The sequence below is a fragment of the Halobacillus litoralis genome, from assembly GCF_009856415.1.
In the GTDB taxonomy this organism is placed as follows: Bacteria; Bacillota; Bacilli; order Bacillales; family Halobacillaceae; genus Halobacillus; species Halobacillus litoralis_C.
Genome location: NZ_WMEZ01000004.1, coordinates 137,912 through 158,750 on the forward strand (window position 1 = coordinate 137,912; position 20,839 = coordinate 158,750).

The following is a 20,839-nucleotide window of genomic DNA, read 5'->3' on the forward strand; positions in this document are numbered from 1 at the left end:
ACGAGACTTGTATGGTCGTTTCGCGGTACCACCCTTGTTGACACATCTACATGTGCCCACTTTGATGAAAATAACGGATAAATCCGGGCCAATTGGCCAGCTCCAGAGTGAAATTTCGATACATGCCACGTTAGAAGCACTTCCAGTCCAAGGTGCTTCCTCCCTATAACGATTTACATTCATCTACTTTGCTCTTTCTAAGCATTTGTTTGTTTAATTTTTATCAACTGAATATATTATAGTCAAAGAAGCCTGTGGATGCAACCTCATCCCTTTAAATGATACATAAGAACAGCACCTGCGATTCCTACATTCAAGGACTCTGCCTGTCCATAGATCGGGATATAGACACGTTGATCTGCTTCGTACAGAAGGTTATCCCGGATTCCCTGACCTTCATTCCCTACAATGAGTGCAGCTTTAGAAGGAGCTTGAAGTTGTTGAAAAGGGGCAGCATCCTTCAAAGCAGAAGCCCAAATCTGGACTCCTTCTTCTTTCAGTGGTCCTACAAAGTCTTCCAAGTCTCCCGTAACTACGGGGATGTGGAAGATAGACCCTTGCGTCGCTCGGATAACTTTATCATTGTAGGCATCCACTGTACCTGAACCTAAAATCACTTGATCAAATCCTGCTGCATCCGCTGTCCGAATCAATGTACCCACATTCCCAGGATCCTGAACGGAATCAAGCATTAGGGTCAACGCAGCTTGGTTTACAGAAGATTCCTTCTGTTTGACGACTGCTGCAATACCTTGAGGTGTTTCAGTTTCTGCAATAGCCCGAAATACAGAATCATTGACCATTACCGTAGAAATATCTTCAGGGATCGGAAAATCCGTTCCTTCACGAACAATCATTTCAACGATCTCCCAATCACTTTTCAACACCTCTTCTACGAGATGAAAACCTTCTACAATAAAGGTTCCTGTTTGATTTCTATATTTACGTTTATGTAATTTTTTCCATTCCTTCACTTTTGTATTTTGTAAGGAAGTCAACATAATAGTCCCTCATTTGCGTGTTTATTTCTCATTCATCATACATAGCAGGACCATGGTTGGTCAAACTAAAGAAGAATATTCGCGAAGTTATGCAGAAAAGGAGGTTGAAATGACCGATGAACTTGAACTTAAGAGCAGCGATTCTTTCTAACGTCAGCGGACATAATGCGGAACAATTGGAAGCAACCATCGATGATGCCCTGCAAAAAGGCGAAGAAAAAATGCTCCCTGGCCTTGGAGTCTTCTTTGAAATGTTATGGAAAGAGTCCGACGAACAAGAAAGACAAGAAATCCTGGATACATTAGAGCAAGGATTGAAGCAAAATCAATAATAAAAAGCCAACCTAAAACAGGTTGGCTTTTTACATTATAGATCATTAGTTAAATGTGATTTCCTGGACTTTGTCTGCATCAATCCCTTTGATGACTTCCACAATCAAACGTACCGCATTTTCAAAGTCATCACGATGAAGCATCGCTGCATGTGAGTGAATATAACGTGTCGCGATCGTAATGGACAACGCAGGAACACCATCATGACTTAAGTGAATCGCACCAGAGTCCGTGCCGCCGCCTGCAAGAGAATCAAATTGGTATGGAATCTCCTTAGCATCCGCCGTATCTGTCACGAAATCGCGAAGACCTTTATGTGAAATCATGGACGCATCATAAAGAATGATCTGCGGACCTTCCCCCATCTTGCTTGAGGCATCTTTATCGGAGACGCCTGGTGTATCCCCAGCGATTCCAACGTCAACACCAAAAGCAATATCCGGGTTAATCACATTGGCAGAAGTACGAGCTCCACGAAGACCTACTTCTTCCTGGACGGTTCCAACACCATAAACGATATTCGGGTGTTTTTCACCTTTCAACTGCTTCAAAACTTCAATAGCAATCGCACATCCAATACGGTTGTCCCAAGCTTTCGCAAGAAGCATCTTCTCATTTTTCATTTGAGTGAATTCGAAATATGGAACGACTGAATCTCCAGGTTTCACACCAAATTCCATCGCTTCTTCTCTGCTTGAAGCACCGATATCAATAAACATATCTTTAATGTCCACGGCTTTTTTACGTTGCTCCGGAGGCAGGATATGTGGTGGTTTGGATCCAATTACACCTGTCAAATCTCCATTCCGTGTCATAATCGTCACGCGCTGCGCAAGCATCACCTGGCTCCACCAACCGCCGACGGTTTGGAAATAAATATACCCGTTGTCATCGATGCGGGTAACCATGAAGCCTACCTCATCCAGGTGACCAGCCACCATAACACTAGGGCCTTTTTTATTTCCTACCTTTTTCGCGATCAAGCTGCCTAAATTATCTGTAAACACTTCATCTGCGTATGGCGCGATGTATTGCTTCATCACATCACGAGCTTCCCGCTCATTACCAGGAACGCCTTTAGCATCCGTCAAATCTTTTAACATTTGTAAAGTTTCATCTTTTTTAGCCATATGTAACCATTCCTCCTTTTCCTATCCAATGGATATTATAAACCTTTTGAAGCGATTTCACAAAAAATTCAGTTTCCTGCACGATCAATACCCTTCATCTTGACGCTCGAAGTTGATGGCGTTTTTTCTTTCGTACGCTTCAATCAATTCTTTCTCAGTAATTCCTAACGTAAGGCCAAGAACTAAATAATCATAAAAAGCTTTCTTATACGATTGTTCGTCTTTCTTCTCCCTTAACCTCTCAATCGAGCGATAAACAGTAAGAAAGGCTGATGTTTGGGAATCCACTTCGACCAAAGGTATGGCCGTATAACGATAATCAAGGTCTAAACCTAAAGAAAGTAGAAAATGGACCCCATCCACATACTCTTCCAAGATTACAGACTTCTCACTCGGTCCTTTTGTACTCCAAAACTTAAAGCATCGTGTTTCATTAGCTAATTCCCCTAATTCAACAAGAAGCGCAAGTACTTTTTCCTCAATCTTCTGTCCTTTTTCAATTCCGTGCTGCTGCTCTATATAATGATCTAATTTCCTCTGCAAATCATACAAACCTTCCCAATTCATTCTCTACCACTCCTTCACCATACGTTTAGCCAGCTCTTGCTGATAATTTTAATAAGCTCCCGTTTGTGGAAGACTCAGTTTCGAGGTGTTTTCGGGCTTCGTTTGCCATAATGGGAGCCAGGGGTGGCTGGGAAGCTACTCGCTTTCCTGCGGGGATGACGGCAAGCCTCCTCGTGCTTCGCTCTGCGGGGTCTCGCCAGCCAAGCCACTCCCACGGGAGTCTCGCAGCTTCCCAACCACCCCATTCGATGTAGGTGAGAAACGAACCCCTTTACCAAGTTAGATGACTTTCCACTATCCCACTATTAGAAGCATAAAACGCTCTACATCATGCTTACATGCTTGAAATGACTAATGGGGATCGTTTATATTATCCCATCCACTTGAGCATACAATCAGAGTTTCCGAGAAGTGGTTTCGAGACACTTCCATGTTAAAGGGGCGGAGGGAAACGGTGAGACTCCTATGGGACGTGTGGGACAGGTGAGACCCCACAGGACGAAGTCCGAGGAGGCTCACCACCCGCCCCATGGAAAGCGAACTGTTTCCCGAAGCCCCTAAACGCACACACAAACATCTCGAAACTGAGTTTTAAAAAATCCTGCCATATACTTTAATAATAAACATCAGCATCTAATAGAGCCCTATTTAAAAATTTTCTCATTTAATGTATCATTTTTTGAAACAAAAGGATACGTTCATACGTATGGAAGCAAAAGAACAGTTTACAGGGAGATGAAAGAAATGATCATCCTATTATTCCGGTTGCTCTTACTGATTGCCATAGCGTTCATTATTTATACCGCCTATAAATTCATTGTCAATCCGAGGAGAAAATTAGAGCTTGCCAGAGACAAGAAACAATTTTACTTTCATGATAACAAGGAGAATACAAAAGAAAACTTTTTGATGACTCTTAAAGGACATGTCTTTGAAGGAGAGAAATATTTAGGAACCACGGAGGATTCGTTTGAGGTAATCAACATTAGTGTGAGTGTACACAACCCTGAAAAGTTACAAGGCCTCGATAGAGAGGATCTTTACTTTATGGAAAAAGAAATCTTGATTCGCTATCCTTATGCTTCCATTGAGTGGAAGTACCCAATGAACCGATTGATCATCCAACCTTTAAGAAATCATGATGAAAAAAAGCCCCACTCCTTTGAGTGAGGCTTTCCTTTATGGACTCGTCTGGAAAAAATCTCTCCATAGAAACACTTCATATTTTTTACGTATCAAAAAGCATAATCCAATTAAACCTCCGGAAAAAAGGATCATCACGGGAATGGAAAACAAAGAAATCCATTGTCCAACAGAGGTATAAACAACAGCTAAGGGTAAGTTTGCAAATAATGATGACTTCGCATATTCTTTAAAGTCTGCGCTAATTTCCAATAGACAATAGGAAAGTAAATGAAAATGAATAAAAGGTACAAGTCTTAAGATAGCGACTTGTTTTACTGTCAAATGAGAGTTTTTCTTTAACCATTTTTCTTTTAACGACCTCAATTTCTTTAAGCCAGAAGGAACGAGCCTGATGGTGCGATAAAATAATAAACTCGAGAGCATTGTACCCACCACCGAATACGCACTTCCAGCAATCGGTCCAAATAAAACGCCTCCCGTAATACATACGAGCATAACAGGTAAAAACAAAAAAGGTCGTAATAAATGAATAGCAATGAATAAGAGCGGTGCCCAGGCTTCTTGATGTTCTAACCATGCAAAAATGGTACTTGTTGTTTCGCCCATCTCATCCCCCTCCCTGTCTACATATTATGACAGAGCGATTAGAGATAGAACCGATTCGCCAGGTAGGCCATCCCAGCAATATACAAGAGAGTAAGGAAAGGAAACCCAAGTTTGAACGACGTATGCTTCGTTTTATGCCTGAAAACACTCATGCCAATCCATCCCCCTAGTGCTCCCCCTGCTAAAGCGATTCCCCAGAGTTTCTTTTCTTCAATACGCCAAGATCCTCTTTTAGAACGACGTTTATCTACGCCCATCATAATGAAAAGGCTCAGGTTAATGACAATTCCATATATTCCAACAAGGATAACAACATCCATAAAATTCTTCTCCCCCCTAATGACCATTCGCTTGCACAAACGCCTCGAAATGAGTCTTCCAAATTACTGCCTAACTTACTATGTAAATCCCTGGGTCTATGAGTATAAAAAAGAGCCATTTCCTACCGATCGGAAATGGCTCTTTATCATTGTCATTTTATTACTTAAGAGCAGATTTAGCTTGCTCTGCTAGGCTTGCGAAACCTTGCTCATCGTTTACAGCAAGATCAGCTAGCATCTTACGGTTAACTTCAACACCTGCAAGCTTCAAACCGTGCATTAGACGGCTGTAAGAAATGTCGTTCAAACGCGCAGCAGCGTTGATACGAGCGATCCATAGCTTACGGAAGTCGCGTTTTTTCTGACGACGGTCACGGTAAGCATACTGACCTGATTTCATTACTTGTTGTTTTGCAGTTTTGAATAGTGCGTGTTTTGAACCATAATAACCTTTTGCTAGTTTAAGGACACGGTTACGACGTTGGCGTGTCACTGTTCCACCTTTTACTCGTGGCATGGTAATCCCTCCTATTTATGTCGTTCTATATTAGTCTTTTGGAAGCATGTGCTTAATGCGGCGGTAGTCTCCAGCAGAAACTAGTGCATCTTTACGCAACTTACGCTTTTGTTTTGTAGATTTGTTCGCGAACAAGTGGCTTGTGAATGCGTGGGAACGTTTCACTTTACCTGTTCCAGTCTTTTTGAAGCGTTTTTGAGAACCTTTATGGGTTTTCATTTTTGGCATGTGAATTTCCTCCTTTTACTTGATACAGTGACTTACTTCTCGTTAAGAGGAGCAAGCATTAAGAACATACTACGACCTTCCATTTTAGGCTTGGTCTCTACTTGGGCAATATCTTTGCACTCATCCGCCATGCGTTCAAGTACTTTTTGTCCAAGTTCTTTGTGAGTGATTGCACGACCGCGGAAACGGACAGATGCTTTCACTTTGTCACCTTTCTCCAAGAACTTACGTGCGTTACGAAGTTTTGTGTTAAAGTCGTGGTCTTCAATCCCTGGGCTGAGACGAACTTCTTTAACTTTGATGACCGTTTGTTTCTTACGAGCTTCTTTTTCTTTCTTCTGCTGCTCGAAACGATACTTTCCGTAGTCCATCACTCGGCAAACCGGAGGCTTCGCATTTGGCGCTACCATAACAAGATCAAGATTCGCATTCGCTGCGATATCTAAAGCTTCATTACGTGATTTAACTCCAAGTTGCTCACCATTCACGTCGATCAGACGAACTTCACGGGCGCGGATTTTTTCATTAACGTTCATGTTATCCTTGCTAATATCGAGCCACCTCCAACAAATTTTAGAAAACTTATATGAGATCTGTCATCGACAAGATTTCCTGATGCAAATAAAAAAAGTGTCGGTACACATACTGCACCCACACGACTCCTAATAATCAAAGGAATAAGTGACCTGCCAACTGCGCTATGCGTCGATCAGGTGAGAAGCGGGTGCTCCTACTTGTCTCTAGATCCGTTCATTTAGTTACCTAAATTATAATAGCATGCCTTATGATGCATGTCAACAACTAAACTCCGCCGACATGACTACTTAAACTAGGATAAGGCATGCACCCACAAAAATCAAGGCTTTTTTAGCTAGTACCCCCAATCCACCTTCTTCCACCAAAGCTCCCTTTAGTGGAGACTTAGTTTCGAGATACCCGGGGTTCGTTGCCCGAGTTGAGCGTCAGGGGTGGCTGGGAAGCTACTCGCTTTCCTGTGGGGGAGTGGCGAGCTTCCTCGGGCTTCCGCCCTGCGGGATCTCGCCGATCTCCTTTCTCCCACGGGAGTCTCGCAGCTTCCCAACCACCCCATTTCATGTAAGGGTGAAACGAACCCCTAAATTAAGGTGGATGGTTTTCCACTATTCAACTGATAGAGCTACAAAACGCTCTGTATCACTCTTTGACGTTCTCTGGAGAATTTCATATTATCCAATTCCCTCGATCATACAAGCTAATTTTCAGAAGCAGTTTCGAGCATCTTTCATGGTCAAAGGGCGGAGTGGAATGAGGAGACTACTGCGGGAAAAAAGTGCAGGGTGAGACCCCACAGGACGCAGTCCGAGGAGGCTCATCGCGCTCCCGCGGAAAGCGAGTCATTCCCCTCCGCCCCGATCCACTCACTAAAGGTCTCGAAACTGAGTTTTCAAGAATTCTGCCATAGAATAAAAACCCGAAAGTCTCTTGAAAGACTTTCGGGTTTCTTCTTTTACTTGCGTAGAAGTTTTTGGTCGATCTCGTTGCGGATTTCCTGTTTGAATGTATCCAGCGGTTTTGTTGCGGAATCTTGTTCTCCGTAACGACGGACGTTGACGGCATTGCTTTCGATTTCTTTATCACCAACCACAAGCTGGAACGGAATTTTTTGCATTTGAGCTTCACGGATCTTGTAACCGATCTTCTCATTACGCTCATCAACTTCGACACGCACGCCTGCTTCACGCAACTCATCTTCAAGCTTCTTCGCATAATCCAGATGCACGTCTGCGGAGACAGGGATGATTTTTGCCTGGACAGGAGCCAGCCAAGTCGGGAATACACCTTTATACTCTTCTATTAGAAAAGCAACAAAGCGTTCCATTGTTGATACGACTCCACGGTGAATAACAACCGGGCGGTGATCTTCTCCATCTTCTCCAACGTATGTCAGGTCGAAGCGCTCTGGCAGATGGAAGTCAAGTTGAACAGTAGACAATGTTTCATCTTTTCCAAGCGCTGTCTTCACTTGAACATCGAGTTTTGGACCGTAGAAGGCCGCTTCCCCTTCTGCTTCTACATACTCAAGCTCCATATCTTCCATCGTTTCTTTCAACATCGCCTGCGCTTTATCCCACATCGCGTCATTGTCGACATACTTCTCTTTGTCCTCTGGGTCTCTGTAGGAAAGACGGAAGTAGTAATCATTGATACCAAAGTCACGATACACTTCTTGAACTAGACGAACCACACGTTTGAATTCATCCTTCAATTGATCTGGACGAGCGAAGATGTGTGCGTCATTCAATGTCATCGCACGTACACGCTGTAATCCTGCAAGGGCGCCGGACATTTCGTAACGGTGCATCATACCGAGCTCGGCAATACGTACGGGAAGATTACGGTAGCTGTGCAATTGATTTTTGTAAATCATCATATGGTGTGGGCAGTTCATTGGACGAAGGACGAGATCTTCATTGTCCATTTCCATTGTTGGGAACATGTCATCCTGATAATGATCCCAGTGTCCACTTGTTTTATACAAATCTACACTCCCTAGAACAGGTGTGTAAACATGGTCATATCCAAGACGTTCCTCTGTATCTACAATGTATCGTTCAATGGTACGACGGATTGTCGCTCCTTTCGGAAGCCACATCGGCAATCCTTGACCAACCTTTTGATTGACTGTGAAAATGTCGAGTTCTTTTCCTAACTTACGATGATCTCTTTCTTTTGCTTCTTCAAGCATTTGCAGGTACTCATCAAGGTGCGCTTTCTTTTCAAAAGCTGTACCATAAATACGCTGCAACATTTGATTGTCGCTATCTCCACGCCAGTACGCACCAGAAATGCTCAACAGCTTGAATACTTTGATTTTACTTGTCTGCGGAACATGAATCCCACGGCAAAGATCGAAAAACTCTCCCTGTTGATAGATAGTCACTTGCTCCCCTTCAGGAATCGCTTCAATTAGCTCAAGTTTCAAATCATCCCCGATCTCTTTATACTTTTCAATCGCTTCTTCACGTGAGAGTTCGATGCGTTCAATTTCTAAATTCTCATCGACAATGCGCTGCATTTCTTTTTCAATTTTCGGAAGGTCTTCAGGCGTGAGAGACTCTTCCATGTCGATATCATAATAAAATCCATTTTCGATCACTGGACCGACTCCAAGCTTCACATTGCCATATAGACGTTTAATCGCTTGCGCCATCAAGTGTGCAGAAGAGTGGCGCACCACTTCCAAACCTTCAGGATTTTTATATGTCAAGATTTCAATCGCACCATCTTGGTCAATCGGCCTTCTTAAATCATAAGGTTCGCCGTCTAATTTGATCGCCAGGGCTTGTTTTTTTAAGCCAGGGGAGATCGATTGTGCGATTTCTTCACCTGTCGTACCTCTCTCAAACTCCTTTATGTTACCGTCTGGAAATTTGATTTGAATCGCATTCGACATGTTAAACACTCCTTTATCTAATTGAAATATAAAAAACGCCCGTCCCTCAGCATATAAGCTAAGGGACGAGCGTTATCACTCGTGGTTCCACCCAAATTCCCGCAAGTAAGACCATGCGGCTTCATTTTCCTTAACGCGGATCAGACGCTGTCTATTACTAATTATATGTTCACAGACAGAGCTCCAAGGTGGTAAACAATAAAGTCGTCAACAAGGAGCTTCCAGCCGATGGCTCCTCTCTCTGGTCTTGAGTCACTTTATGTTCGTGTCCTTTTCCAAGCCGTTGTTTAGATATGTACGTAATTATATCCATTTAGGAAAAGGAAATCAACCCATTTTGAAAGGAAATTGTGATTTGGGCCTCCAAGAAGCTTTTTCTTCAAAGATATTCATCAATAACTCTAGGTTTGAATGATCCGTTTCATCCGAATAAATGATCAACTCATCAGGTGCATGAGCAAGAGCTGGTGTGACCGGCCATTCGACCGGCAGATGAGCAATACAATCATCCGGATATTGCTTCATGTACAGCTTGGTTTCTGATTCACTGATCGGGTTTCCTTCATCATGGTAGTAAGTTAATCGACCATCATCGAGCAAATGAAGCAGCTGCACGCCTGTGTCTTTATGATGGACACGATGACGCCATGAATCCACCAACATTTGATAAGACTCTTCTTGTTTGTGTTCATCAATGATTTTTCCTGTGTATTCAATAAGCGATTCATGGACGGACTGTAAGCAAGCAGCACTAAGTTCGTCAAATTCAACCAAGCTTCTGGCGATCAAATAATCCTGGATAAAAGCGCGTAAATAGTGGTAAATCGGTGGAAGGTGAAGTCCTGTGGGTGGTTTATCTTCAAAGTCTTGTCCAATTTCAAGAATCCGTTGAATTTCTTGTGCATCCTCATAATAGTATCGGTGTTTCAATACGCCTTCCATCCATCCGAGCATTTTCCTTTTCCGGATGACTTGTAAAAAAGCACGGATCGCCTCCACATAAGCCGCTCCACTCAATGAAGCATTCATCAACCTCACATCAAATCCGTCATTGTGTTCCTTGAAAATCCAAAGTTTTTGCTCTGAGACAATCGCATTATAGAATAGGATGGCTTCCGTACGATTAGAAAAATGAATGCAAAACACCAAAATTCCCCCTCGTCCCGACTTCATGCAACTTCTATGTTCAATGGAAGACCTCAGGGATTAGCCCTGAAAATCAACCATTAAAAGATGGCGTACCTATGACATAAAGTTGGCTATTCCCTGTTATATTTATGTGACAAGGGAAGGAATCATGCTACTGTCTTCAGCTTTTGTAATCGTTATCCTCGTCTATTGCGGCCATTCACGTGGACCCCTTCACTCAGTTGGCGGATCCGCTCTGTAATTCTTTTTGCTTTTACTTGCTCAACATCTCCACGGTTACTCGTCATCAACACTTTTTCCAACTCGTTCAAATTGTAGTTAGAAGTGAAGAAAACCGGAAGTCTTTCCATCATTCGGTAGTGTAGAATACTTCCGAGGACTTCATCTCTAAACCATGCAGATTGAGATTCCGCTCCGATATCATCAAGCATGAGTACAGGAATCTCTTTGAATGCTTCAATCTTTTCATTCATGGAGTCATCTTTGATTGATGCTTTAATTTCTCTTACGAATTCCGGCATGTAGATGACCATAGAAGGGATATTTTTTGAACTCAGTTCATTGGCGATTGCTCCAAGGAAATATGTTTTTCCCACACCAAACGGCCCGTGAAAGTAAAGCCCCTTACTTGGCAGTTCATCATTAAGACCTTCAATATAATGGACGGTCCGTTCCACGGCAGCTCCCCGGTCCGGGTCTTGAAGATCCATCCGTTCTAATGAAGCCTCAAGGATTTCACGAGGCATATGGAGACTTCTCACTAAGGATTTTTGCTCTTCCTGCTGTTCATGTTTCCGTTGACGGCGACATTTATCATAAATCAACTTCACATCAGAACCTTCCATCTCAACTCTTGGAACGTAGCCGGGAAGGATGTTGATACACTCTTCTCGTGTTGGACATTTCTCACAGTTTTTTGACTGAGTCCGGTATTCATAGAGTTTGATCAACTGTTTCTCAACCGCTTCTTCCGTTAACTCCTCATGCTCCTGCATCAATTTTTTCACTTCTGAGGATTCCATAACTTCCGCTTTCATATGGTTCATTCGTTTTTGAAACTGCTCGTTGTTACGCATCCATTTTTTTAGTGATTGTTGAATAGGTTCCATTGGTATCCCCCCTTCTTAATTCCCTTTGTTCGTCAGCTTCTTAATCCTTGCCGCTATATCATCCGTATTGACTTGTACGGCTTCTTCCTTCTCATGCTGCGTTCCCTCTTGCTGTTTGAACCAGGCCGGAATGACTTCTTCTTTTTGGTTTCTACGCTTTTGAGACTTCTGTTTCCCCCATTGCTGGTATTTCTGGTGCTCAGCCTTGGCAAGGTTCATCGCTTGTCTCACGTTCGTTACATTTTTTCTTGCCCAGTGACTTGCGATTTTCTCAAGGTAAGGCTTTGACAACTTCATATCGGTTTTTAATAGGACGTAATGGACGAGCACATTCATGACTCCTGGTTCAATTCCTTGTTCTGTCATCACGTCACGAATCATTTTCAAGTCTTGTTCAGACGCACGGTTACCATTGGATACATCCTCAAGCAATTCCCTAGGTGAGATTTCCTCAAGCATTTGAATGAACTGATCCTCTTTTGTTCCATTAGTTTCTGTTTTTTCAACTTTCATTTTCTCTCTGCGATCTAGAGCTGAATCCTTCTGTCTGTCATTTTTTTGTTCCTTCATAAAATCATGACAGGCTGCTTTCAACTCTTCTTCCACTAAATAATGATTTTCATCAATGGCCCAGGTGACCGCTTTTTCCAGCTCAGTGTTTGAAAGGTCATACAAGGTTGCCAATTGGACAATCAATTTCTTGTTGCGCCCATTTAAAATTTGGTCTGATGGGTACATTCGCTTCTTTAATGCGTGATTGAGCCAATGAAAATCTACTCGATCCATGGATGCTACCGGCCCTCTGGATTCTTGTTGATGATGCTGCTGCTTCGCAATGGTTTCCGTTTCTCTTTGGACCGTTTCGATCATTTTATTATGAAAAACTTCATCAAAAGTCGCGGTTACTTCAGTAAAGCCTTCAAGCGTTTGTCCAGTGTTTAAGAAACGCCTTTTTAAGCGGTCATACTTTTCTTTTCCCAACTCGTGATGGAGCAGCAAGGAGAGCATATCATCAAGAAAGAACTCTTCAGGTGAAAACGGGGGGCGTACAGAATAAAGATATACCGCCTGCTGATCTTCATCAAATGAGCGGTATGTCCGTAGTAGTCCAATGGCCTCCAGTTTCCCCCTCGCCTCATAAATTTTGTCCAAAGGAGCAGAAAGGTAAGACATCAATGTATGGTGAGACTGTACCTGTTCCCCTTCGATCATATCCGATTCCGATATAAGGACATGATAAAGCGACACAGCCAACCTCCCTACAATCGGCTGGTATAAATGTGATAAGGAACGATGAAAACTTCGAGGCAGCTCTCCATTTCGTATGATTTTAAAACCGTCCACAGGGAGAAGTTTGCCAATAGAGTAACTCACCGCCTCCACCTCCTTCAATCGTTAAAGCTTATTCATTCTATTTCAAAAAGGAAGCCAAGATTCATTTCACACCTGAAACCAAAATGGCATCCAAAATCGATGATCTTAGAAAAAGAAAATGAGCCGGAACAGGCTCATTCATTGTCTTCATGTTTAATTAATTCTTTTAATTCGTCGATGAAAACATTGATGTCCTTGAACTGACGATATACGGAAGCAAAACGAACATAAGCAACTTCATCAATGTCAGACAGACGCTGCATCACCATTTCACCGATATCCTCACTCATGACTTCAGAAACGCCACGATTTCTTAATTCCTTTTCGATATCCATAGTCACTCGTTCCAGTTCCTCCACGGCCACCGGTCTCTTTTCACAAGCTCGAATCAATCCACGCATCAATTTTTCACGACTGAACTCTTCTCTTGTTCCTTCTTTTTTCACAACGATTAGCGGAACCTCTTCAATCCGTTCAAAAGTTGTGAACCTGAATTGGCATTGTTCACATTCTCTGCGTCGTCTGATCGCCTGCCCTTCTTCGATTGGCCTGGAATCAAGGACTTTTGTACTTTTATAGTGGCAATTCGGGCACTTCACGTATGATCAACTCCACATCATCTTCTTTTCGGCAGTACTCAGGAAGGATCCACCGTTGTGAACTGACTGTCCAATTTTTGATAAAACTGTACGATTAGATTCCGGCTGTACCCAAAATCAACCGGACCTCCTGAGTCCGTTGTGACAGAAAAGTCAACGGCTGTTCGAAAAGGGCGAACCATAATGATTGTCACCACGATAAACGCGCGTCTATTCCCTTTATATTTGACGGTCAGCTCTCCACGTTCTTTAGAACTTGCTACAATTTCTGAAGGCGACGGAAACAGCCCCTCAACAGCACGAAAGAGATCATCATGTTTTGCTTTATAATAGTGTGTGATAAGCGCAGAATCCTTATGCTCTTCACTCGTTTCGGAATGTTTGCTGAAATACCTGGAAATAAATGCTTTCACTTACCTAACCCCTTCAATTCCATTCGACATAATCTCCCTTTATTTTAACATGACTTGTGAAAATAAGAAATGATTATTGAAAGACCCTGGTTTCCAAATACTTCTCAACATACAGTCTCCAAGTTTACTACCGCTTCATTAAACCGCTCATTTATAAAAAAAACAGATTATAGTTCTTAATGATAAAAAGAAGCCACGCAGATTCCCCTGCGTGGCTTCTTTTTCTATTATAGAGCGCGAGACTGCTGTACTTCTACAGGTCCCATTCCTCTTGGTACTTCAACCGTTTCATTTCTACCCGCTTCTAGAGCATCAACGATGTACTGAGCAGCGACATTTGGATCAATGCGATCTCCGCATGTATAAACATCAATACTTGCATACCCATGCTCTGGAAAACTATGAATCGTCAAGTGAGATTCAGAAATGATGACTACTCCACTAACGCCGTGAGGGGCGAATTTATGAAATGCGACTTCCCGCACTTCCGCACCAGCTTTAAGAGCAGCATCTACAAATACTTGTTCTATATACGACATATCGTTCAATTTTTCTTCATTACAATTCCATAATTCAGCAATTACGTGTCTTCCCATTGTATCCATATTAAGGATCCCCCTTTGTACATTCACTTCAATACCTCTGAAATAACAGCCATGAACTACCACGGGGGAAAGTTAGTCCTGAGAGGTCCTAACCCTTTGAGTAGACATGAATTTATATGAAATTCAGAAGTTCAAGAGAAAGTATATATGGTTTACCCCTAATTTGCAAGAAATATTTTACTGGCTTCTGTATAACTCTTCTTGCTGCTCCCCGGGGGCTTGGATCCTAAAGGATTTGGAGTTGATTATGACACGCGCGCCTCTTTTTCTTGTTTCATCATGTTACCGACATACTTGGCAAGATCTACGACCCGGCAGGAATATCCCCATTCATTATCATACCAAGCCAAGACTTTTACTTTACGGTCATCGATGACTTGTGTAGATAACCCATCTATGATCGCTGAAGAAGAAGACGTCGTATAATCAATGGAAACGAGTGGCTCTTCACTGTATTCCAATATTCCTTTCATTCCACCTTTAGCCATTCTCTCAAAGGTTTCATTCACTTCGTCTGCCGTAACTTCCCTTTTTAAATCGACGACAAGATCAACAAGGGATACATTTGGAGTCGGTACGCGCAAAGCCATACCATTCAGCTTTCCTTGAAGAGTAGGGATCACTTCCCCTAACGCTTTTGCTGCTCCTGTTGATGTCGGGATGATGGATTGAGTACACCCGCGGGCCCGTCGTAAGTCTTTATGTGGGTTATCTAAATTTTTCTGATCATTGGTAAAGGCATGGACTGTTGTCATCAAACCATTCTCAATGCCAAATTCATCCTCCAACACTTTTACTACAGGGGCAAGACAGTTGGTTGTGCAGGAAGCATTTGAGATGACATCGTGACTCCCAGGCATATATGTCTCTTCATTAACACCCATCACAATCGTCGCATCCACTTGTTTTCCAGGTGCTGTAATGATGACCTTTTTAGCTCCAGATTCTATATGGAGACCTGCTTCTTCTTTTGTTTTAAACTTGCCTGTTGCTTCAATGACAATATCGATATCCAGTTCGTCCCATGGCAGTTCCAATGGGTTCCTTGTTGAGCACAGCTTCACTTTTTTCCGATTGACGACTAAGTCCCCATCCACGACATTGACCTCTCCTTGAAAGCGGCCATGCACACTGTCGTATTTGATCATGTGAGCAATTGTTTCAGCTGGATAACTTGCATTAACGGCTACCAAATCCATAGATTCATCCGCCACAGCCTTTCTAAATACCATGCGACCAATTCTTCCCAAACCATTAATAGCAATCTTTGTTTTCCCCATGCTGTTCCAGCCCCCTATATATGATATACTTTTACTCTGTAATTCCTAGATTAGTATAACATATTGTAAGCGGTTTTACATACAGAACGAAAACTTTCCACAAAAAATAACACGCCTGCCCAGACGTGTTATTATACGATGCCCCAACCGTGAAGTATGTCTTTTAATTGCTGTAAACTTCCCTCAACCGTTCCGGAATTATCAATGACCGCATCCGCTAATTCCGCTTTCTTTTTCACCGGAATCTGCGCATGGATCCGCTCTTCAGCATCCTCTCGTTCCGACTGATCCCTTTCCATCAATCGCTCCAATTGTGTTTTTTCATCCACATACACAACAAGGATCTTTTCTACGTAATCGGTTAAGTTGCTTTCAAACAGCAAGGGAATATCCAGGACGACCGCTTGATATTGTTTCTGCTTATACTGCTCGCGCCGCCGAATCATCTCTTCCCTTACTTTAGGGTGGACAATACTATTCAATTGTTTTCGCTTGGCTTCGTCAGCAAAGACGATTTTGCCGAGCTTTTTCCGATCCAGACCCCCACCTTCTTCAAGCACCTGTTCTCCAAAGGTTTCTACTATTTCTTGATACGCAGGCTCTCCGGGCTGGACGACATCCCTTGAAATTTGATCCGCATCGATAACTGGAATATTCATGTCCTTGAACATATCCGCTACGGTACTTTTTCCACTTGCAATACTTCCTGTTAATCCGATGACTATAGTCATCCTGACACCTCCTTAAGACAACTTGATCAACCCGATGATGATAAGTAACACTCCAGGTAAAATGGACAAACTTTCTGCTTTATCACTAAGCTTTGAGCCACTCAAAATTCCACACCCAAGCATGCAAAAAGTGGCCACGGTAATCATAATCGCTGTAAATAAGATCGGAATTCCGATAAGGGCACCGCTGATTCCAGCTCCAATGGTATCAAGGGAAAGTGCGGCTCCAAGCAGCCATACCTCTTTCCCTCGTATGCCACCGGAGTGGTCCACATCAGCGGCTAGAGGATCGTTCAGTACTTTTGCTGGATTAAGCCATGGCTCCTTCTTTTCTTCACTATCCTTCTCTTTCTTAAAGAATTGCCATAAAAAATAGATACCGATTCCGATTAACGCAAGTGCCCCGACGCGTTCGGCGTCTTCTGCGGCTACAACCGCTGCTAATAATTGCCCAAAATAAGAAGACAACAGAAACATACACCCAGAGACACCAGCAATTAAAAAGACGCCTCTTAAAGTAAGGCCGACCTTCTTCAAACCTAATACGCAGCCGATTCCAAAGCTATCGATGCTGACTGCTGTAACGAACAAGAAAATGAACATGCCAATCCCCATGCATCCCACACCTTCATATCTTAAGCTGTGGGATAGTATATGGAGGTTTACCTAGTAGTGTGTAAAGGCTGACACTTAGGACAGATATGAGTCCCTCTTCCACTAACTTTCATCTTCGTAATCGGAGTTCCACATTCAACGCACGCTGAGTCCTGTTTTCCATACACTCGGAGCTTCTGCTGAAACATACCGATTTCTCCCTGGCTGTTCAAATAAGAGCGAATCGTTGTCCCCCCTTGTTCTATAGCCTCAAGAATAACAGAAATACTTGCTTCCCTGATCTTTTCAACTTCAGCTTTTGTCAATGTGTTCGCAATTCGTTCAGGATGAATGCCTGCCCTGAAGAGGGCTTCGTCTACATAGATATTTCCTAACCCAGCCACGATCGACTGATCAAGCAGGACAGCTTTCATATTCCTAGACGTTTTCTTTAACTTCTCATAGAAATAATCCACAGTGAAAGCTTCATTGAACGGATCAGGTCCCAACTGGATAAGTGGTTTATTTTCAGACTCCATTCCTTTTGGAAATGCATGCATCGTCCCAAATTTACGTACATCGTTGTATCGGAGTTCTGTTCCATCAGTAAAATGAAAAATCACGTGGGTATGCTTGGGCTTTTCAGTCGCACCCTCATAAACACCAAACTTTCCTTCCATGCGCAAATGAGAGACGAGTGCAATGTCATCCATATGGAAGATTAAAAATTTCCCTTTACGATCGATGTCTTGAATGGTCTGTCCCACCAATAACTGCTCAAACTCTTTAGGATCTTGAGGTTGTTTAATGATATTCCCCCAAAACACGGACACCTTTTCAATCTCTTTTCCTAAAGCGAGATGTTTCAATGTTTTTCTGACTGTTTCTACTTCAGGTAACTCTGGCATTGTTTCATTCTCCTCTTACTTTGCATCATACCATGTGTCCCCGTACGAAGAATCGACTTTTAGAGGAACATCTAAATCTACGGTATTTTCCATGACGGATGATACAATCTCTTCTAATTGCTTTACTTCTTCTTTTGGTGCTTCGATGATCAATTCGTCATGCACTTGCAGCAAGACTTTGGCTTGCATTTTCTCTTCTTGAAGTCTTTCTTCAAGGTCGATCATCGCTTTTTTAATAATATCTGCTGCACTTCCCTGAATCGGTGTGTTCATCGCCGTCCGCTCGGCAAAGCTGCGCTTATTAAAATTCCGGCTCTTGATATCAGGAAGGTATCGTCTACGGTTCATGAATGTTGATACATACCCTGTTTCTTTCGCTTCCCTTACGGTCTCATCCATATAAGACTTGACTCCTGGGTAGCTTTCAAAATATTTATCAATAAATGCTTGCGCTTCTTTCCGAGTAATACCAAGGCTTTGGGACAGGCCATAGTCACTAATTCCGTAAACGATCCCAAAGTTTACCGCCTTCGCCTGTCTTCTCATTTCACTTGTGACGTCGGCCCTCGATACACCGAAAACTTCACTTGCTGTTTGGGTGTGGATATCTTCCCCATCTTTAAACGCCTGCATAAGCTTTTCATCCTGAGCAATATGAGCAAGGACACGAAGTTCAATTTGAGAATAGTCACTCGCAAACATGACCCATTCTTTTTGGGAAGGGATAAAGGCCTGTCTTATTTTCCGCCCTTCTTCAAGGCGAATTGGGATGTTTTGCAAGTTAGGATCCGTTGAACTTAATCGACCAGTTTGTGTTAGAGCCTGGTTAAAGCGTGTATGAATTTTCCCTGTCTCTTCATGAACGACTTTAAGGAGACCTTCAATGTAAGTCGATTTCAGCTTTCGGAGCTGACGGTTAAGTAGGATTTTCGGAATGATCTCATGTTGATCCTCCAATTGCTCTAAAACATCCGCAGAAGTGGAGTAACCCGTCTTCGTCTTTTTAATCACAGGAAGCTCCAGCTTTTCAAATAAAATCGGCCCTAGTTGTTTTGGCGAATTTAGGTTGAAGCTTTCTCCTGCAAGTTCATAGATTTCCTGTTCAACCTTATTCAACCGTTCTTCTAGTTCTTCTCCCATATTCTCTAACCTCTCGACGTCGACACAAACCCCGCGATGCTCCATCCGGCCAAGAATCAGCGCTAACGGCATTTCAAGTTCTCTGAACAATTGATATTGTTCATTTTCTTTCAATTTCTTCTCCATATCCTCTTTCATGTCATAAAGGAGAGAGGCTTTCCTTCCAATATGTTCATGAAACTCTTCATCATTGTCTGGACGTTTCATTTTTGCGCCTTTTCCATACACTTCTTCATCATATTTGACGGCTGTTTCACCTAAACGGTGGCCTATCGCAGGAATATCATGGTTATTTTCAGCAGGGTTAATCAAATAAGAAGCGAGCAATAGATCAAACGTGATTCCTTTCATTTCAATACCGTGACGTAAAAGAGCGACACACGTACGCTTCGCATCGAAAACCCATTTTTCATTCTCTGAGCTTTCCGCCCACGTTTGAAACGCATCCGAATTTTTGGCATCTTCCATGGACACGACGAACTTTCTTTGATCATTTACAATAGCAATACCTTCCACTGGTGCTGTATGGTAATTGTCGTAAAGCATTTCAACTACCACTGACTCTTTGCCAGTGAAAAGATCTGATCGAATATCCTTCACCACTTCTACATCGATCTCAGGAAGATCATGAGCCTCTTCAGATTCTGCACCGCCTTCTTGGACACGGGACAACAGCGATTGGAAACCTAGGTCTTTAAAAAACTCACTCACTTTTTGGGATTGATAACCAGAATAACCGATATCAGAAATACTGATTTCAATCGGCGCCGCTCGCTCGATCGTCACAAGCTGCTGACTCATCAACGCCTCTTCCTTATTCGTCTCCAGTTTTTCTTTCAACTTCTTACCGCTCACATCATTTAAATTTTCATAAAGGTTTTCAAGCGTATCAAATTGCTTCAACAATTTCACCGCCGTTTTCTCGCCGACCCCGGGCACACCTGGAATATTATCAGAACTATCTCCCATGAGCGCCTTCAGGTCAATGATCTGATCAGGTCGGACTTCCATCTTTTCCATGAGGAAAGAAGGGGTGTATGTATCCACGTTGGTAATCCCTTTTTTCGTCAGGCTCACAGTAATTTGCTCATTCACAAGTTGAAGGAGATCCTTGTCTCCTGAAATCACTTTCACTTCTAAGCCTTTTTCACCCGCCTGAGTAGCAAGTGTGCCAATGATATCGTCCGCTTCGTAATTTTCAAGCTGATAATAATTGACTTCAAAAGAATCCAGGAGCTCTTTGAGCACAGGGAACTGTTCAGATAGTTCAGACGGAGTTTTCTGCCGACCACCCTTATAATCCTCATATGTTTTATGACGGAACGTCGTTTTACCAGCATCAAATGCAACGAGCAGACGATCCGGTTGATCTTCTTCAAGAATTTTCAACAACATGGTTGTAAAACCATACACCGCGTTCGTGTACACCCCTTTGTCATTATTCAACAGGGGCAGTGCAAAGAATGCCCGGTACGCAATACTGTTCCCATCAATTAATACCACTTTCTCAGCCATTGGCTCACTCCTCGTTATAGAAGATACTCATAGAAGAATCTTCATCTGTTTCTTTTCCTTAGTCTTCGTTCGTTTAATGAATCAATGTATGCTTGTTCAATCGAATCTGAGGTTTCAACGCTCGATAAAAAACGCCTTTTT

The 20,839-nt window shown here is 42.7% G+C and carries 22 protein-coding genes and 3 other annotated features (1 of these 25 only partly in view); of the genes, 2 read left to right on the forward strand and 20 right to left on the reverse strand.

Translation table 11 applies throughout. From position 1 onward, the window contains the following. Window positions 1-209 (reverse strand) — a binding site (T-box leader) (it extends 7 nt beyond the left edge of the window). Window positions 210-266: 57 nt separating this feature from the next. Continuing rightward, complete coding sequence (locus GLV98_RS12500; RefSeq protein ID WP_160915645.1) at window positions 267-1,001, reverse strand: TrmH family RNA methyltransferase; 735 nt, start codon at window positions 999-1,001, stop codon at window positions 267-269. Between the two features lie 116 nt (window positions 1,002-1,117). Between GLV98_RS12500 and sspI the strand changes: the two genes are divergently transcribed. Further along, window positions 1,118-1,333 carry a small acid-soluble spore protein SspI gene (gene sspI / locus GLV98_RS12505; protein WP_035509556.1) on the forward strand — a complete coding sequence of 72 codons (216 nt, stop codon included), beginning with the start codon at window positions 1,118-1,120 and terminating at the stop codon, window positions 1,331-1,333. A 45-nt stretch (window positions 1,334-1,378) separates the two neighbouring features. Here sspI and GLV98_RS12510 read toward each other — a convergent pair whose 3' ends face one another. Beyond that, window positions 1,379-2,464 (reverse strand): M42 family metallopeptidase, encoded by a 1,086-nt coding sequence (locus tag GLV98_RS12510; RefSeq protein WP_160915647.1) that lies wholly within the window; start codon window positions 2,462-2,464, stop codon window positions 1,379-1,381. A gap of 84 nt (window positions 2,465-2,548) precedes the next feature. After that, window positions 2,549-3,031 (reverse strand): dUTP diphosphatase, encoded by a 483-nt coding sequence (locus GLV98_RS12515; RefSeq protein WP_160915650.1) that lies wholly within the window; start codon window positions 3,029-3,031, stop codon window positions 2,549-2,551. 744 nt (window positions 3,032-3,775) lie between these two features. Between GLV98_RS12515 and GLV98_RS12520 the strand changes: the two genes are divergently transcribed. Continuing rightward, window positions 3,776-4,201 (forward strand): sigma-w pathway protein ysdB, encoded by a 426-nt coding sequence (locus tag GLV98_RS12520; RefSeq protein WP_160915652.1) that lies wholly within the window; start codon window positions 3,776-3,778, stop codon window positions 4,199-4,201. A 9-nt stretch (window positions 4,202-4,210) separates the two neighbouring features. Here GLV98_RS12520 and GLV98_RS12525 read toward each other — a convergent pair whose 3' ends face one another. From GLV98_RS12525 to polA, 17 genes are all read right to left on the reverse strand, one after another. Beyond that, window positions 4,211-4,783, reverse strand: a complete 573-nt coding sequence (locus GLV98_RS12525; RefSeq protein ID WP_160915654.1) for a TVP38/TMEM64 family protein — start codon at window positions 4,781-4,783, stop codon at window positions 4,211-4,213. Between the two features lie 38 nt (window positions 4,784-4,821). Next, window positions 4,822-5,103 carry a DUF1294 domain-containing protein gene (locus GLV98_RS12530; protein ID WP_202410041.1) on the reverse strand — a complete coding sequence of 94 codons (282 nt, stop codon included), beginning with the start codon at window positions 5,101-5,103 and terminating at the stop codon, window positions 4,822-4,824. A gap of 160 nt (window positions 5,104-5,263) precedes the next feature. Beyond that, window positions 5,264-5,620 (reverse strand): 50S ribosomal protein L20, encoded by a 357-nt coding sequence (gene rplT / locus GLV98_RS12535; RefSeq protein WP_089650567.1) that lies wholly within the window; start codon window positions 5,618-5,620, stop codon window positions 5,264-5,266. 30 nt (window positions 5,621-5,650) lie between these two features. After that, entirely contained in the window at window positions 5,651-5,848 is a 198-nt protein-coding gene (gene rpmI / locus GLV98_RS12540) for a 50S ribosomal protein L35 (protein WP_035509568.1), read from the reverse strand. Between the two features lie 32 nt (window positions 5,849-5,880). Further along, window positions 5,881-6,384 (reverse strand): translation initiation factor IF-3, encoded by a 504-nt coding sequence (gene infC, locus GLV98_RS12545; protein ID WP_160915569.1) that lies wholly within the window; start codon window positions 6,382-6,384, stop codon window positions 5,881-5,883. An 82-nt stretch (window positions 6,385-6,466) separates the two neighbouring features. Then, window positions 6,467-6,590 (reverse strand) — a sequence feature (ribosomal protein L20 leader region). Between the two features lie 744 nt (window positions 6,591-7,334). Further along, window positions 7,335-9,281: a threonine--tRNA ligase gene (gene thrS, locus GLV98_RS12550; RefSeq protein ID WP_160915657.1), complete on the reverse strand. Its 1,947-nt coding sequence runs from the start codon at window positions 9,279-9,281 to the stop codon at window positions 7,335-7,337. A gap of 58 nt (window positions 9,282-9,339) precedes the next feature. Next, window positions 9,340-9,568: a binding site (T-box leader), on the reverse strand. Window positions 9,569-9,608: 40 nt separating this feature from the next. Next, a complete protein-coding gene (gene ytxC, locus GLV98_RS12555; protein ID WP_160915659.1) occupies window positions 9,609-10,427 on the reverse strand; it encodes a sporulation protein YtxC in 819 nt (272 codons plus the stop codon). A gap of 179 nt (window positions 10,428-10,606) precedes the next feature. Then, on the reverse strand, window positions 10,607-11,539 hold the full coding sequence (dnaI, locus tag GLV98_RS12560) for a primosomal protein DnaI (protein ID WP_160915661.1): 933 nt from the start codon (window positions 11,537-11,539) through the stop codon (window positions 10,607-10,609). 15 nt (window positions 11,540-11,554) lie between these two features. Continuing rightward, complete coding sequence (locus GLV98_RS12565; protein WP_160915664.1) at window positions 11,555-12,913, reverse strand: DnaD domain protein; 1,359 nt, start codon at window positions 12,911-12,913, stop codon at window positions 11,555-11,557. Window positions 12,914-13,047: 134 nt separating this feature from the next. Further along, window positions 13,048-13,512, reverse strand: a complete 465-nt coding sequence (gene nrdR / locus GLV98_RS12570; protein WP_160915666.1) for a transcriptional regulator NrdR — start codon at window positions 13,510-13,512, stop codon at window positions 13,048-13,050. A 38-nt stretch (window positions 13,513-13,550) separates the two neighbouring features. Beyond that, window positions 13,551-13,925: a cytosolic protein gene (locus GLV98_RS12575; protein WP_160915668.1), complete on the reverse strand. Its 375-nt coding sequence runs from the start codon at window positions 13,923-13,925 to the stop codon at window positions 13,551-13,553. A gap of 227 nt (window positions 13,926-14,152) precedes the next feature. Next, window positions 14,153-14,530 carry an adenosylmethionine decarboxylase gene (gene speD, locus GLV98_RS12580; protein WP_160915670.1) on the reverse strand — a complete coding sequence of 126 codons (378 nt, stop codon included), beginning with the start codon at window positions 14,528-14,530 and terminating at the stop codon, window positions 14,153-14,155. Between the two features lie 245 nt (window positions 14,531-14,775). After that, the gene (locus GLV98_RS12585; RefSeq protein ID WP_160915672.1) at window positions 14,776-15,810 is read right to left on the reverse strand and encodes a glyceraldehyde-3-phosphate dehydrogenase; all 1,035 of its coding nucleotides are present in this window, start codon (window positions 15,808-15,810) and stop codon (window positions 14,776-14,778) included. 131 nt (window positions 15,811-15,941) lie between these two features. Further along, entirely contained in the window at window positions 15,942-16,541 is a 600-nt protein-coding gene (gene coaE, locus GLV98_RS12590) for a dephospho-CoA kinase (RefSeq protein WP_160915674.1), read from the reverse strand. 12 nt (window positions 16,542-16,553) lie between these two features. Further along, window positions 16,554-17,156, reverse strand: a complete 603-nt coding sequence (ytaF, locus tag GLV98_RS12595; protein WP_160915677.1) for a sporulation membrane protein YtaF — start codon at window positions 17,154-17,156, stop codon at window positions 16,554-16,556. A gap of 47 nt (window positions 17,157-17,203) precedes the next feature. Next, complete coding sequence (mutM, locus tag GLV98_RS12600) at window positions 17,204-18,043, reverse strand: DNA-formamidopyrimidine glycosylase (protein WP_160915679.1); 840 nt, start codon at window positions 18,041-18,043, stop codon at window positions 17,204-17,206. Window positions 18,044-18,058: 15 nt separating this feature from the next. Next, a complete protein-coding gene (polA, locus tag GLV98_RS12605; protein WP_160915681.1) occupies window positions 18,059-20,698 on the reverse strand; it encodes a DNA polymerase I in 2,640 nt (879 codons plus the stop codon). Window positions 20,699-20,839 lie beyond the last annotated feature (141 nt).